The organism is Pseudomonas sp. FBF18 (genome assembly GCF_024261405.1).
Taxonomy (GTDB): domain Bacteria; phylum Pseudomonadota; class Gammaproteobacteria; order Pseudomonadales; family Pseudomonadaceae; genus Aquipseudomonas; species Aquipseudomonas palmensis.
Genome location: NZ_QKRS01000005.1, coordinates 185,139 through 200,405, shown reverse-complemented (window position 1 = coordinate 200,405; position 15,267 = coordinate 185,139). Strand labels below are relative to the sequence as shown.

Genomic DNA, 15,267 nt, shown 5'->3' with positions numbered 1-15,267 from the left:
GACGTGAAGCTGCTGATTCTCGATCGGGACGGGGTGATCAACCAGGACTCCGACGCCTACATCAAGTCGCTGGACGAGTGGATTCCCATCCCGGGTTCGATCGAGGCCATTGCGCAGCTGAGCAAGGCCGGCTGGACGGTGGCGGTGGCCACCAACCAGTCGGGCATCGCCCGTGGCTATTACAGCCTGGCCACCCTCGACGCCATGCACGCGCGCCTGCGCGAGCTGGTGGTGGCGCAGGGCGGCGAGGTGGGCCTGATCGTCTATTGCCCGCATGGCCCGGACGACGGCTGCGATTGCCGCAAGCCCAGGCCGGGCATGCTGCGCACCATTGCCAACCATTACGCGGTCGACCTGGCCGGAGTGTGGTTCGTGGGTGACAGCAAGGGTGACCTGGAAGCCGCGCGCGCCGTCGATGCACAACCGGTTCTGGTAAGGACCGGCAAAGGCGAGCAGACCCTGAGCAAGGGCGTGCCCGAGGCAACGCTGATTTTCGATGACCTGGCGTCGATCGCCAGTGCACTTATCCACACACAGGCGGGTTAGCCCGCAACGGTACATTCCGCTATGTCGATCCTGCAGGCGATCAGAATTTTTCTTTTTTACCTGCTGCTGGGTACCAGCTCGTTGCTGTGGTGCACCCTGAGCTTCTTTATCGCGCCGTTCCTTTCGTTCCGCGCCCGTTACCGCTTCATCAATGTGTACTGGTGCCGTTTTGCGCTGGTGCTGGTGCGTGTTTTCCTGAACATTCGGGTGAACGTCACCGGGGCCGAGAACATTCCGGCGCAACCCTGCGTGATCCTCTCCAATCACCAGAGCACCTGGGAGACGTTTTTCCTCTCCGCCTATTTCCAGCCCTTGAGCCAGGTGCTCAAGCGCGAACTGCTGTACGTGCCGTTCTTCGGCTGGGCCATGGCCATGCTGCGGCCCATCGCCATCGACCGCGACAACCCCAAGGCTGCGCTCAAGCAGGTGGCCACCGAAGGCGACAAGCTGCTCAAGGACGGTGTGTGGGTGCTGATCTTCCCGGAGGGTACCCGCGTGCCGTTCGGCAAGATCGGCAAGTTCTCCCGTGGCGGTACCGCGCTGGCGGTTAATGCCAACCTGCCGGTGCTGCCGATCGCGCACAACGCCGGCAAGTACTGGCCCAAGGAAGGCTGGGGCAAGCGCGCCGGCACCATCGAGGTGGTGATCGGCGAGCCTATGTATGCCGAAGGCACCGGGCCACGCGCCATCGCAGCGCTCAACGACCGTGCGGCGGCATGGAACGAGCAGACCCAGCGCGACCTCGGTTCGCTGCCGGCGCACGCCCCCGACGACGCCCAGCCGGTGACCTGACCGTTCTGTGGATAACGTGTGTACAGTATTTGGATTTCTTTCAGAAAAATTCGCTAACCTTATGATTTAACTGCTTATTTCTCTGTATGACTGTTTTGCGAAAATCGTGCATAAGTTTTTTCGCGCGATAAAAAAACCGGCTTTTAGGCCGGTTTTTTTGTGGATTACTTAAGGCCCTTTCACACCTTGTCCAGGTCCACCTTGTTGGTCTCCTTCAGGCAGAAGATCCCCACCACCAGGCTCACCCCGGTAATCAGCACCGGGTACCACAGCCCGTAGAAGATATCCCCGGTATACACCACCAGCGCGAACGATACCGTCGGCAGGAAGCCGCCGAACCAGCCATTGCCGATGTGATACGGCAGCGACATCGAGGTGTAGCGGATGCGCGTGGGGAACAGCTCCACCATCACCGCCGCCAGCGGACCATAGGTCATGGTCGCGATCAGGATCATCACCACGATCAGCAGCACCACCATCGGCTGGTTCACGTTGGCCGGGTCTGCCTTGGCCGGGTAGCCAGCCTTTTCGATGGCCGCACGCATGGCCGCTTCGTCGAAGCCGTCGATACGCTGCTCGCCGATGGTCACCACCACCTCGGTACCGGCAGGCACCGATTGCGAGCTGTACGGCAGGCCCTGCTTGACCAGGAAGGTCTTGACCTTGTCGCAGGTGCTGTCGAAACGTGCCTTGCCCACCGGGTCGAACTGGAAGGTGCAGCCCTGCGGATCGGCCATCACCACGATCGGCGCCTGGCGGCTGGCCGCGTCGATCTGCGGGTTGGCGTAGTGGCTCAGGCCCTTGAACAGCGGGAAGTACAGCACGGTGGCCAGGAGCAGGCCGAGCATCAGGATCGGCTTGCGCCCGATCCGGTCCGACAGCCAGCCGAAGAACACGAAGAACGGCGCGCCGATCACCACGCTGATGATCAGCAGGGTATTGGCCTGGGCCGGGTCCATCTTGAGCATCTGGGTCATGAAGAACAGCACGTAGAACTGCGCGGTGTAGAAGGTCACCGCCTGGCCGGCGTTGATGCTGAACAGTGCGGTGAGCACGATCTTGAGGTTGGCCCACGAGCCGAACGACTCACGAATCGGCGACTTGCTGGTCTTGCCCTGGGCTTTCATTTTCACGAAGGCCGGCGACTCGTGCATGCTCATGCGGATCCAGGTGGAAATACCCAGCAGCACGATCGACAGCAAAAACGGCAGGCGCCAGCCCCATACCTCGAACTGGTCGCCCGTGAGGTAACGGCTGCCCAGCACCACCAGCAGCGAAAGCAGCAGGCCGAGGGTAGCGGTGGACTGGATGAACCCGGTGTGAAAGCCGCGCTTGCCGGGCGGCGCGTGCTCGGCCACATAGGTGGCCGCGCCGCCGTACTCGCCACCCAGGGCCAGGCCCTGGAGCATGCGCAGCACCACCAGGATGATCGGCGCGGCAATGCCGATGCTGGCGTAGTTGGGCAGCAGGCCCACCGCAAAGGTCGACAGGCCCATCAGCACGATGGTGACCAGGAAGGTGTATTTGCGCCCGATCATGTCGCCCAGGCGCCCGAACACCAGAGCGCCGAAGGGCCGTACCAGGAACCCGGCGGAGAACGCCATCAGCGCGAAGATGAACGCCGTGGTGTCGTTGACCCCGGCGAAGAACTGCTTGCTGATGACGACCGCCAGCGCCCCATAGAGAAAAAAGTCATACCACTCGAAAACCGTCCCGAGGGATGACGCGAAAATGATCTTGCGTTCTTCGCGGCGGCTGTTGCCCGCGGCTGCAGCGCCCTGCTGTTGAAGAGTGTCCGACATCGTGCTGTCCTCGGCCCTTGCGGGCACAGTGATTCTTGTTGTTGTTCCACTGTCGTCGCCGGCCGACTGCTGCCGACGTCACTGCACGCCGCCCTCAGGGCGTCGCTAACGCGGTCTTGCCACTGCTGTTGCTGGCTGCGGGTGCGGCCTTAAGAATCAGTTGCGCGGCCTTTTCGCCGATCATCAGGGTGGGTGAACAGGTATTGCCAGAGGTGATCTGCGGCATGATCGAGGCATCGGCGATGCGCAACCCCGCCACGCCATGCACGCGCAACTGTGCGTCCACCACATCCAGCGGGCCGTTGCCCATGCGGCAGGTACCTACCGGGTGGAAAATGGTGGTGCCGATCTGCCCGGCAGCCTGCTGCAACTGCTCCTCGGTATCGAGTGCTGCGCCTGGCAGGTATTCGACCGGTGCAAAAGCGGCGAGGGCAGGGGCCTGCACGATCTGTCGGGTAAGGCGGATGGCCTGGGCGGCGACGCGCAGGTCTTCAGGCTCGCTGAGGTAGTTGGGGTCGATGACCGGTGCATCGCCCGGGTTGGCCGAGCGGATATCCACACGCCCGCGGCTGAGCGGGCGCAGGTTGCACACCGAGGCGGTAAATGCGGCAAAGCGATGCAGCGGCTCGCCGAAGCGGTCCAGCGACAGGGGCTGCACGTGGTACTGCAGGTTGGGCGTGGGCTGCTCGGGGTGCGAGCGCACGAACGCCCCCAGCTGGCTCGGCGCCATGGCCAACGGGCCGCTGCGGTCATACAGATAGCGCAGGCCCATGCCCAGCTTGCCCCAGTGGGTGTTGGCCACCTGGTTGAGGGTGCGCACGTTGCTGACCTTGTAGATCAGGCGCAGTTGCAGGTGATCCTGCAGGTTGCCGCCCACGCCGGGCAATTCGTGCAGTACCGGGATGCCTAGGCGTTCCAGCAATGGCCGCGGGCCGATGCCGGAGCGTTGAAGAATGCCCGGCGAACCCACCGCCCCGGCACACAGGATGATTTCGCGGCGGGCCTGGTAACGCTGTTCGCTGCCCTGCCAGCGCGCCTGAACGGCCGAAGCGCGACCATTGTCGAGCAGCACCTTGTCCACCTCGACGCCGGTCAGCACCGTCAGGTTGGGGCGGTGGCGCACGGGGCGCAGGAATGCCTTGGCCGCATTCCAGCGCACGCCGCTGCGCTGGTTGACCTGAAAGTATCCACAGCCCTGGTTATTCCCACCGTTGAAGTCGTCGATGCTGGCGATGCCGCTCTGGGCTGCCGCCTCGCGAAACGCATCGAGGATCGCCCACGAATAGCGCTGGCGTTCGACCCGCCATTCGCCAGCGTTGCCATGCAGCTCGCTGGCGCCGCCAAAATGGTTTTCGCTGGCCCTGAACAGTGGCAGCACGTCATCCCAGGCCCACCCGGGATTGCCCTGTTCGGCCCAGTGATCGTAGTCGCGGGCCTGACCGCGCATGTAGATCATGCCGTTGATCGAGGAACACCCGCCCAGCACCTTGCCCCGTGGGTAGCCCAGGCTGCGCCCGTCGAGCCCCGGTTGCGCTTCGGTCTTGAAGCACCAGTCGGTACGCGGGTTGCCAATGCAATAGAGGTAGCCCACCGGAATGTGGATCCAGGGGTAGTTGTCGCGACCGCCGGCTTCGAGCAGCAGCACGCGGCAGCCAGGGTCGGCAGACAGCCGATTGGCCAGTAGACAGCCGGCAGGGCCGGCACCGACTACCACGTAGTCGTAGGAATGATCGGCTGGTGCCATGAAGACCTCGCGCCTGATTTTTATTCTTGTCCAGGCCAGTGTTATTGATTATTTTCGAGTTGAACACGTTAGATTTCACGCAACGGCTGTGCGTTTTAGAACAACGCAAGTGAACCTCTGATTCACAAGGAAAAGCATGTTCGACTGGAATGACCTGCGGTTTTTTCTCGAGTTGCAGCGTAGCGGCCGCCTGCTGACCGCCGCCAAGCGCCTCAACACCACCCATAGCACCGTGGCCCGGCATATCGAGAGCATCGAGAGCAGCCTGGGCACGGCTCTGTTCGTGCAGCACGCCCAGGGCTATGAACTGACCCCGGCCGGGCAGGCCCTGCTCAAGCACGCCGAAGCCATGGAGAACGTCGCCTTGCTGGCGCAGGAGGAGATCACCCAGGCCATCACGCCGCTGGGCAAGATTCGCCTGGGGGTGACCGAGGGCATCGGCATCATGTTCTTCACCCCGCGCATGGGCAGCCTGTTCGAACGCTACCCCGGGCTGGAGGTGGAGCTGGTTGCAGTGCCGCGCTTTGTCAGCATCATCAACCGCGAGGCAGAGATCAGCATTCACCTGGAACGCCCGCATGCCGACCTGTTGATCACGCGAAAACTCACCGATTACCGCCTGGCGCTGTATGCCAGCCCCGAGTACCTGGCCAGGGCTGCGCCGCTCAACAGCCGCGAAGACCTGGCCCGGCACAGCTGGATCGGCTACGTGGACGACCTGCTGTTCAGCCAGCAGTTGCTGTTTCTCAACAGCTTCTGCCGCGCACCGAACGTGGTGTTTCGCAGCACCAGCGTGATCGCCCAGCAGCATGCGGCGCGTGCCGGGCTGGGCATCGCGGTACTGCCCAACTACATGGCCCGCCACGACCCGCACCTGGTGCGCGTGCTGCCCAGCGAAACCATCCAGCGCAGCTACTGGATCAGCACCCGGCGCGAACTGCACAAGTCGGTGCGCCTGCGGGTAGTGTGGGACTACCTGCTGGCGCTGTGCGCCGACGAGCAGGGCGAACTGCTCGCCGAGTGAGCGGCGTTCAGCGCGCCAGGGTGTTGACCGCCAGCAACAGGGCAGCCGCTATCCCCACCAGCGCAAAGCCCTGTTGCAGACGCGGCCCGGCCAGGCGGTGGGCGAACTGGCGCGCAACCACCAGGCCCGCCACCGCACCGCCGGCAAACGGCACGCCGACACCCCAGTGCATCACCCCGCTGAGGCTGGCGCTCAACACGCTGCCCAGCGACACCAGGGCGATCACCGCCAGCGACGTGGCGACGATGCTTTTCATCTCAAGGTTGGTGTAGCGCCCCAGGGCAGGCACGATCACAAACCCGCCACCGACCCCGAGCAGGCCGGACAGCAGGCCGCTGAGCAAGCCGGTGAAGGCCAACGCGCGGGCGCAGGGCAGGGTCCAGCGCAAGCGCCCCTGCAACGGGTTGAGCACACAGGGCTGCAGGGCACGATCCGCACAGGGCGGCTCGCCCCGCAGCTCGCGCCGGGCCTTGCGCAGCATGCGTGCGCAGGCATACACCAGCACCAGGCTGAACCCCAGCGCCAGCGGTGCATTGGGCAGGCGATGCGCCAGCAGCAGGCCGAAGGGGGTGGCACACATGCCGATCAGCGCGACGAACAGCGCGGCCCGGTAGCGCACCAGCCCCTGACGCAGCCCCAGCACCGCACCCACACCTGCCGCCAGGCCCACCGCCAGCAGGCCGACCGGGGCCGCCTCGACCATGCTCAGGCCCAGGCCGAACACCAGCAGCGGCACCGCAAGAATGCCGCCACCGGCGCCCGTCAGGGCCAGGATGATGCCAATGAGGGCGCCCAGACCGGCGCCGACCAGTTCATGCTCTGTCACTGGCGCGCCTCACGCAGTCGCGCAACCGGCTTGGCCAGCCATTCGCGCCCCTTGAGCATGCAGCGCCAGTACAGCGGCGGCAGTATCCGCGCCTTGAGCAGCCAGGCCAGGCGCGTGGGCCTGCGCCCGTCGAGCAACCAGCGCGGAAAGCTTGGTGCCAGCTTGCCGCCGTAGGTGAACTCGGCCAGCACGATCCTGCCGCGTTCCACCGTCAGCGGACACGACCCGTAGCCGTCGTATTCGGCCAGACGCGACAGGCGCCCCAGTGCCACCAGCACGTTGTTGGCCACCACCGGCGCCTGCTTGCGGGCAGCGGCGGCCGTCTTGGCATTGCTGGTGTTGATCACATCGCCCAGGCCATGGATGTTGCCGTAGCGCGCATGGCGCAGGGTGGCCGGGTCGACCTCGAGCCAACCGGCCGCATCAGCCAGCGGGCTGTTGCGGATGAAGTCCGGCGAAACCTGCGGCGGTACCACATGCAGCATGTCGAATGCCTGCACCACGGTTTCGCTGCTGCCGTCGGGCAGGGTGCGCAGAAAGGTCGCGCGCTTGCCCGGCCCGTCCACCGCCACCAGCCGGTGTGAATAGTTGAGGTCCACGCCGTAACGGTCGATGTATTCCATCAGCGCCGGCACATAGTCGGCGACACCGAACAGCACGTTGCCGGCGTTGAAGAACTGCGCCTGGATCGCCCCCAGGCGCCCGCTGCGCAGCCAGTGGTCGCACGACAGGTACAGGGCTTTTTGTGGGGCACCGGCGCACTTGATCGGCATCGGTGGCTGGGTGAACACGGCGCGGCCTTCCTTCAGGCCCTGCACCAGCTGCCAGGTGTAGGGTGCCAGGTCGTAGCGGTAATTGGAGGTCACGCCGTTCTGGCCGAGGGTCTCGACCAGACCGTCGATGGCGTCCCAGGCCAACCGCAGCCCGGGGCATACCACCAGCTGTTCGTAACTCACCAGGCGCCCGTCATCCAGGCTGACGGTCTGCGCCTGCGGGTCGAACTGTTGCACGGCGGCCTTGATCCACCTGACCGCCGCCGGCACGGTCGAGGCCAGGGTGCGGGCGGTGGACGCTGCACGGAACACGCCCGCGCCGACCATGGTCCAGCCAGGTTGATAGTAGTGAACGTCGGCGGGGTCGATGATCGCGATATCCAGCGAGGCATCACGCGCCAGCAGGCTGGAGGCGGTGGCGATTCCGGCGGCACCGGCGCCGACGATCAGCACCTTGTGGTGGCTGACCTCGCGGGCAGCGGCAGAGGAGGGGGCAGGCATGGCAGTACGTCCTTTAATAATAATTCTGGTGCAGCAGGTTCAGAGCTTGTTGAGCGGGATCTTCAGGTAGCGCACACCGTTGTCTTCCGGCTCGGGCAACTGGCCGCTGCGCATGTTCACCTGCACCGAGGGCAGGATCAGTTGCGGCATGTCGAGGGTGGCATCACGGGCTTCGCGCATGGCCACGAAGCAGTCCTCGCTGATGCCGTCGCGAATGTGAATGTTGCTGGCGCGCTGTTCGCCCACCGTGGTCATGTAGCGCAACGCACGGCCTCCGGGCAGGTAGTCGTGGCACATGAACAGGCGGGTGGCATCCGGCAGGGCCAGGATGCGCTGGATCGAGCGGTACAGGGTGCGCGCATCGGCCCCGGGGAAGTCGCAGCGGGCCGTGCCGTAATCCGGCATGAACAAGGTGTCGCCGACGAACGCGACGCACTCGTCACCGGCCTGTACCAGGTAGGTCATGCAGGCCGGGGTATGCCCCGGGGTGTGCAAGGCGCGCAGCTTGAGCGTGCCAAGGGCGAGCTCGCCGTTGTCGTCCAGCAGCACATCGAACTGGCTGCCATCACGGGCAAAGCCGGGTTCGGCATTGAACAGCGTGCCGAACACCTTCTGCACCTGGGTGATGCGGCTGCCGATGGCCACCTGGCCTCCCAGCGCCTGCTTGAGATAGGCGGCAGCAGAGAGGTGGTCGGCGTGCACATGGGTCTCGAGTATCCACTGCACCTGACCACCCAGCTCGCGTACCCGTGCGATCAGCTTGTCGGCCGAGGCGGTATCGGTACGCCCGGCCTTCGGGTCATAGTCCAGCACGCTGTCGATCAGGGCGCAGTGCGCGCTGGCCTGGTCCATGACCAGGTAGCTGATGGTCGAGGTCGCGCTGTCGAACAGCGCTTCTACATACAGGTTACCGCCGATGATCATTACCGCTCTCCAGAGAAATCCGCTGATGCCTGCCGGCCAGCCGTGCAGGCATTCGACCAACAGTCATCAAGATATGTGCCAGCGCAGATTCACGCCTGCCCCCGGCCAGCACGCCCGGTTTACCTGAGTCTGGACCCTCTGGCCGAAACTGCCTGCCACGGTTCTGTCAGCTGGTTGGCAGAGGCTGGCAGTTTTTGGCAGTGGGCGTGGCGTTCGGTTAAGCTGCGGGCCTGCCTTGCCCCTGGTGCCGTCATGCCCATGAACCCCGACACACCCGCCAGCCCCGCCCTGCAGGCGCTGGTGTCCTACCTCGAACACGAACCTCAGCCGAGCATCGTGCTCGACCTGCAGTACAACATTCTTGCCGCCAACACCGCGTACCTGCATCAATTCGGGGTGGTGGGCGCCGCGCCGATCGGCCAGAAGTGCCACCACGTCTCGCACCACTACGCGGTGCCGTGCGACCAGGCGGGCGAGCACTGCCCGATGCGCAAGGCCAGGCACAGCCGCACCCCCGAGCGGGTGCTGCATGTGCATCACACCCCGCGCGGGCCGGAGCATGTGGACGTGGAGTTGCGCCCGATCCTGGACGAGCAGGGTGAAGTGATCGCCTTTGTCGAACGCCTGACCAGCATCGCCGTGGCGTCGGCACAGCCGCAGCAGTTCGGTCTGGTAGGGCGTTCGGCGGCCTTCCAGGAGGCCCTTGCCGGTGTCCAGCGGGCCGCGCCGGCGCAGATACCGGTGCTGCTGCAAGGGGAGTCCGGTACCGGCAAGGAGCTGTTCGCCCGCGCCCTGCATGCCAGCAGCCCGCGTGCCAGCGGTCCGTTGGTGGTGGTGGACTGCACGGGGCTGACCGAGACGTTGCTGGAGAGCGAGCTGTTCGGCTACGAGAAGGGCGCATTCACCGGTGCCAACCAGCGCAAGATCGGCCTGGCCGAAGCCGCCCATGGCGGCACCCTGTTTCTCGACGAGATCGGTGAGGTGCCGCTGGCGATGCAGGTCAAGCTGCTGCGCCTGATCGAGTCGGGCAGCTTTCGCCCGGTGGGCAGCCTGCGCACGGTGCATTCGGATTTCCGCCTGATCTCGGCCACCCACAAGCCCCTCAAGGAAATGGCCACCGCCGGCAGCTTTCGCGAAGACCTCTACTACCGTATCAGCGGCTTCCCGATCCGCCTGCCTTCACTGCGCGAACGCTTCGAAGACCTGCCCCTGCTGATCGAGACCCTGCTGCAGCGCCTGGCCGGGTCCGCTGCGCCGCGGGTCGACGAGGAGGCCATGACCTTGCTGGGGCTGTACCGCTACCCCGGCAACATTCGCGAGCTGCGCAACATTCTGGAGCGGGCGAGGTTGTTCAGCGACGACGGCATCATCCGCGCCGAGCACCTGCCCACGGAGCTGAGAGCCGACTCGCCCGCCAGTGCCCCACGCCGCTCGAATACCCGATTGCGCGACATCGCCCAGGCGCTGGACAGCTTCGAAGGATCGCGCAGCGAGCTTGCCCGCCACCTGGGGCTGAGCGAGCGCACCCTGTATCGGCGCCTGCGCGAGCTGGGTGTTTCTTGAGTGCTCACGCCTAGGGCGCAGCAGCACCTAGGCAGGAAAACAAAAAGGCCAACCCCTGAGGGTTGGCCTTTCGAGGGCGTTGTCACTGTGGATAACTGCCCGCTTTCAGAGGTACTGCAACCGGTCAGAAGTCCAGGTTGGATACCGCCAGGGCGTTGCTTTCGATGAACTCGCGGCGCGGTTCCACGGCGTCGCCCATCAGGGTGTTGAAGATCTGATCGGCAGCGATCGCGTCTTCGATGGTCACCTTGAGCATGCGGCGCACAGTCGGGTCCATGGTGGTTTCCCACAGCTGGTCCGGGTTCATCTCGCCCAGCCCTTTGTAGCGCTGGATGGTGTGACGCTTGGTGCTTTCGGCCATCAGCCAGTCCAGGGCTTCCTTGAACTCGGTGATGGCTTTCTTGCGTTCGCCACGCTGCACGTAGGCACCTTCACCCAGCAGGGTGGCAAGCTGGGCGCCCAGCGCGGTCACGGTGCGGTAGTCGTTGCTGCCGAAGAAGTCGCGGTTGAAGGTCACGTAGCTGGCAAGGCCGTGGGAAGTGATTTCCACTTCTGGCAGCCACACATTGCGCTCGCGGTCTTCACGCAGGCTGGCCTTGTACAGCAAGCCCGACTTCTCGGTATTGCGCAGGCGCTCATCGAACCTGGCGAGCCAGTTCTGCATGTGCGCGTGGTCGGACAGCTGCTCCACCGAGATGGCCGGCAGGTACACGAAGTGCTCGGTGAGCTCTTGCGGGTACAGGCGCGACAGACGCTTGAGAGTCTTCATCACGGTACGGAATTCGTTGACCAGACGCTCCAGCTCGACACCGGAAACCGGTGGCGCGGACTCGTCCAGGTGCAGGCTGGCATCTTCGAGGGCTGACTGGGTCATGTACTCTTCCATGGCCTCGTCGTCCTTGATGTACTGCTCCTGCTTGCCCTTCTTGACCTTGTACAGCGGCGGCTGCGCGATGTAGATGTAGCCGCGCTCGACCAGCTCCGGCAACTGACGGAAGAAGAAGGTCAGCAGCAGGGTACGGATGTGCGAACCGTCGACGTCAGCATCGGTCATGATGATGATGTTGTGATAGCGCAGCTTCTCGATGTTGTACTCTTCGCGGCCGATGCCACAGCCCAGTGCGGTGATCAGCGTGCCCACTTCCTGGGACGAGATCATCTTGTCGAAACGTGCTTTCTCGACGTTGAGGATCTTGCCCTTGAGCGGCAGGATAGCCTGGGTCTTGCGGTTGCGGCCTTGCTTGGCCGAGCCGCCTGCGGAGTCACCCTCCACCAGGTACAGTTCGGAGAGGGCAGGGTCTTTCTCCTGGCAGTCGGCAAGCTTGCCCGGCAGCCCGGCAATGTCCAGCGCGCCCTTGCGACGGGTCATTTCACGCGCTTTACGGGCCGCTTCACGGGCGCGCGCAGCGTCGATCATCTTGCCGACCACAGCCTTGGCTTCGTTCGGGTTTTCCAGCAGGAAGTCGGAGAAGTACTTGCCCATCTCCTGTTCCACCGCAGTTTTGACTTCGGACGAAACCAGCTTGTCCTTGGTCTGCGAGCTGAACTTGGGATCAGGCACCTTCACCGAGATGATTGCGGTCAGGCCTTCACGGGCATCATCACCGGTGGTCGCGACCTTGTTCTTCTTGGCCAGACCTTCCTGCTCGATGTAGTTGTTCAGGTTACGCGTCAGCGCCGAACGGAAACCCACCAGGTGAGTACCGCCGTCGCGCTGCGGAATGTTGTTGGTGAAGCACAACAGGTTCTCGTTGAAGCTGTCGTTCCACTGCAGGGCGATTTCCACACCCACACCATCCTCGCGCTGAACGCTGAAGTGGAACACTTCGTTCACCGGAGTCTTGTTGGTGTTCAGGTATTCGACGAATGCGCGCAGGCCACCTTCGTACTTGAATTCCTCTTCCTTACCCGAGCGTTCGTCCTTCAACAGGATGCCTACGCCAGAGTTGAGGAACGACAGTTCACGAATCCGCTTGGCCAGGATGTCCCAGCTGAAGTGGATGTTCTTGAAGGTTTCGGACGATGGCTTGAAGTGGATCTGGGTGCCGGTGGTTTCGCTGTCGCCGACAATCTTCATCGGAGCCTGCGGTACACCGTGAACGTAGGTCTGCTCCCAGATCTTGCCGCTGCGGCGAACGGTGAGGATCAACTCTTCGGAAAGCGCGTTCACCACCGAGACGCCCACACCGTGCAGGCCGCCGGATACCTTGTAGGAGTTGTCGTCGAACTTACCGCCGGCGTGCAGTACGGTCATGATGACCTCTGCGGCGGAAACCCCTTCTTCCTTGTGTACATCGACCGGGATGCCGCGGCCGTTGTCGCGAACGGTGATGGACTCATCCGGGTGGATGATTACGGTAATGTCGTCACAGTGGCCGGCGAGGGCTTCGTCGATCGAGTTATCGACCACCTCGAACACCATGTGGTGCAGGCCGCTACCATCATCGGTGTCGCCAATGTACATACCGGGACGCTTGCGTACGGCATCCAACCCTTTGAGCACTTTAATGCTGGAGGAGTCGTACGTTTGATTTTCGCTCATGCCTTCACTCCCGATGGTCGTGGGTCTGGGTGATACGGCCTTGTTCCACGTGGAACAAGGCAACTGGCGTATCCGTCTGCCAGCCTTCCCTCAATAATTCGTGGTCTACACAGGTGATGAACACCTGGCAGCGTAAGTCTTCCAGCAAGCGGCAAAGTGCACGACGGTGCTGCTCGTCCAATTCGGACGGCAGGTCATCCACCAGATAAATACATTGGCCGCGGCGTGCCTGGCTGACCAGATGCCCCTGGGCGATACGCAGTGCGCACACCACCAGTTTCTGCTGGCCGCGAGACAGGATATCGGCCGCGTTGTTGGCGCCTAACCTGAGTCGCAGATCCGCACGTTGCGGACCTGCCTGTGTGTGGCCCATCTGCTGATCCCGATGGAGCGAGCCAGCCAGGACCTCACTGAGGTCTCTGTCCTTGTCCCACCCTCGGTAGTAACTCAGGGTCAGCCCCTCGAGCTCCAGCAATTCGCTCAAGGTTTGTTCGAAGACGGGTTTCAGCGCTTTGATGTAATTACGGCGGTACTCGTCGATTTCCGCACTGGCCAGGCATAACTCCCGGTCCCAGGCTGCTTGCGAAACAGCGTCAAGTGTACCATGCCGCAACCATGAGTTCCGCTGCCGCAGGGCCTTCTGCAGGCGCTGCCAGGTAGACATGAAGCGAGGTTCCACGTGGAACACACCCCAATCCAGGAATTGCCGGCGAATCTTGGGCGCACCTTCGAGCAGGCGAAAACTGTCCGGGTTGATCAGTTGCAGCGGCAGTATCTCTGCCAGTTGGGCGGCACTGCGGGCGTTCTGCCCGTCGATGCGAATGGTGAAATCCCCTTGCCGTTCCCGCGATATGCCCAGGTTGCTGGAACCACCTTCATTCAGTTCGACCTGGCCGAATACCGTACACGCCAGTTCTTCATACTGGATGACCGGTGTAAGGCGAGTGCTGCGAAATGAACGGGCCAGGCCGAGCAAATGGATGGCTTCCAGCACGCTGGTTTTGCCGCTGCCGTTGGCGCCATACAGGATGTTGATGCGGGGGGAGGGGGAGAAGGTCACCGGGTGCAGGTTGCGCACCGCGGTGACTGAAACGCGACTGAGGGACATCTAGCGAGTGCTGGACAATTACAGGCGCATCGGCATGACGACGTATGCAGAATCGTCATTGTCCGCCTCTTGCAGCAGGGCGCTGCTGTTGGAATCAGACAGGATCAGACGAACCTGTTCGGTGGTCATCACGCCCAGCACGTCGAGCAGGTAGCTCACGTTGAAACCGATTTCCAGCGAACCGCCGTTGTAGTCGACGCCGATCTCTTCTTCGGCTTCTTCCTGCTCAGGGTTGTTGGCCTGAATCTTCAGTTGGCCAGCCGCCAGTTGCAGACGAATGCCGCGGTACTTTTCGTTGGACAGAATCGCGGTACGGCTGAACGCTTCGCGAAGTGCCTGGCGATCACCCAGTACCAGTTTGTCGCCGCCCTTTGGCAATACGCGCTCGTAGTCCGGGAACTTGCCATCCACCAGCTTGGAGGTGAAGGTGAATTCGCCAGTAGTGGCGCGAATGTGTTGCTGACCCAGCACGATGGCAACGGTGCCTTCCGGATCAGTGAGCAGGCGCGCCAGCTCAAGGATACCCTTGCGAGGCACGATCACCTGGTGGCGATCAGCCTGACCGATATCGGCCTGCATCGAGCACATGGCCAGACGGTGACCATCGGTGGCGACCGCGCGCAGAGTGCCGGTGGAGACTTCCAGCAGCATGCCGTTCAGGTAGTAGCGCACGTCCTGCACGGCCATTGCGAAGCTGGTGCGCTCGATCAGGCGGCGCAGACGGCTCTGCTCCAGGGTGCAGGTCAGCGAACCCGGGCCTTCCTCGACGGTGGGGAAATCGTTGGCTGGCAGGGTCGACAAGGTGAAACGGCTGCGGCCGGCCTTGATGATGACCTTCTGCTCGTCGACCTTGATGCTGATCTCCGCTTCGCTCGGCAGGCTCTTGCAGATATCCATCAGCTTGCGTGCAGGTACGGTGATCTCGCCAGGCTCGGCAGGGTGTTCCAGTTGCACACGGCCAACCAGCTCCACTTCCAGGTCAGTACCTGTAAGCGACAGTTGCTGGCCTTGGACCACCAGCAGCACGTTGGACAATACCGGCAAGGTCTGGCGGCGCTCGACGACGCCTGCGACCAGTTGCAGGGGTTTCAACAGGGCTTCGCGTTGAATGGTGAAATGCAT

12 protein-coding genes are annotated in these 15,267 nt (G+C 63.4%); 4 read left to right on the top strand and 8 right to left on the bottom strand.

Annotation, left to right across the window (positions count from 1 at the left end; all coding sequences use genetic code 11):
- Positions 1–3 precede the first annotated feature (3 nt).
- Positions 4–546 (top strand): D-glycero-beta-D-manno-heptose 1,7-bisphosphate 7-phosphatase, encoded by a 543-nt coding sequence (gene gmhB / locus DN387_RS10690; protein ID WP_054916051.1) that lies wholly within the window; start codon positions 4–6, stop codon positions 544–546.
- A 21-nt stretch (positions 547–567) separates the two neighbouring features.
- A complete protein-coding gene (locus tag DN387_RS10685) occupies positions 568–1,338 on the top strand; it encodes a 1-acyl-sn-glycerol-3-phosphate acyltransferase (RefSeq protein WP_043862239.1) in 771 nt (256 codons plus the stop codon).
- Positions 1,339–1,517: 179 nt separating this feature from the next.
- Here the strand turns inward: DN387_RS10685 and DN387_RS10680 are convergent, their stop codons facing one another.
- Positions 1,518–3,140, bottom strand: a complete 1,623-nt coding sequence (locus DN387_RS10680) for an MFS transporter (protein ID WP_043862238.1) — start codon at positions 3,138–3,140, stop codon at positions 1,518–1,520.
- Between the two features lie 94 nt (positions 3,141–3,234).
- On the bottom strand, positions 3,235–4,884 hold the full coding sequence (locus tag DN387_RS10675; protein ID WP_054916052.1) for a GMC family oxidoreductase: 1,650 nt from the start codon (positions 4,882–4,884) through the stop codon (positions 3,235–3,237).
- A gap of 136 nt (positions 4,885–5,020) precedes the next feature.
- Between DN387_RS10675 and DN387_RS10670 the strand changes: the two genes are divergently transcribed.
- Positions 5,021–5,908, top strand: a complete 888-nt coding sequence (locus tag DN387_RS10670) for a LysR family transcriptional regulator (protein ID WP_054916053.1) — start codon at positions 5,021–5,023, stop codon at positions 5,906–5,908.
- 7 nt (positions 5,909–5,915) lie between these two features.
- On the opposite strand, the gene DN387_RS10665 is transcribed toward DN387_RS10670, so the two are convergent.
- The 3 genes from DN387_RS10665 to DN387_RS10655 are packed head-to-tail and all read right to left on the bottom strand — an operon-like array spanning position 5,916 to position 8,932.
- The gene (locus DN387_RS10665; RefSeq protein WP_054916054.1) at positions 5,916–6,734 is read right to left on the bottom strand and encodes a sulfite exporter TauE/SafE family protein; all 819 of its coding nucleotides are present in this window, start codon (positions 6,732–6,734) and stop codon (positions 5,916–5,918) included.
- Complete coding sequence (locus DN387_RS10660; RefSeq protein WP_054916055.1) at positions 6,731–8,008, bottom strand: FAD/NAD(P)-binding oxidoreductase; 1,278 nt, start codon at positions 8,006–8,008, stop codon at positions 6,731–6,733. Before DN387_RS10660 ends, DN387_RS10665 begins: the two co-directional genes overlap by 4 nt.
- Positions 8,009–8,047: 39 nt before the next feature.
- Positions 8,048–8,932: an MBL fold metallo-hydrolase gene (locus DN387_RS10655; protein ID WP_043862233.1), complete on the bottom strand. Its 885-nt coding sequence runs from the start codon at positions 8,930–8,932 to the stop codon at positions 8,048–8,050.
- Between the two features lie 252 nt (positions 8,933–9,184).
- Here DN387_RS10655 and DN387_RS10650 point away from each other — a divergent pair, with 252 nt between their 5' ends.
- Positions 9,185–10,495 (top strand): sigma-54-dependent Fis family transcriptional regulator, encoded by a 1,311-nt coding sequence (locus DN387_RS10650; protein ID WP_054916056.1) that lies wholly within the window; start codon positions 9,185–9,187, stop codon positions 10,493–10,495.
- A gap of 124 nt (positions 10,496–10,619) precedes the next feature.
- On the opposite strand, the gene gyrB is transcribed toward DN387_RS10650, so the two are convergent.
- From gyrB to dnaN, 3 genes are read right to left on the bottom strand one after another with little or no spacing between them, the layout of a single operon-like run.
- Positions 10,620–13,037: a DNA topoisomerase (ATP-hydrolyzing) subunit B gene (gyrB, locus tag DN387_RS10645; RefSeq protein ID WP_054916057.1), complete on the bottom strand. Its 2,418-nt coding sequence runs from the start codon at positions 13,035–13,037 to the stop codon at positions 10,620–10,622.
- 4 nt (positions 13,038–13,041) lie between these two features.
- Positions 13,042–14,145 (bottom strand): DNA replication/repair protein RecF, encoded by a 1,104-nt coding sequence (recF, locus tag DN387_RS10640; protein ID WP_043860678.1) that lies wholly within the window; start codon positions 14,143–14,145, stop codon positions 13,042–13,044.
- A gap of 18 nt (positions 14,146–14,163) precedes the next feature.
- Positions 14,164–15,267, bottom strand: coding sequence for a DNA polymerase III subunit beta (dnaN, locus tag DN387_RS10635; protein ID WP_043860677.1), 1,104 nt, complete (start codon positions 15,265–15,267; stop codon positions 14,164–14,166).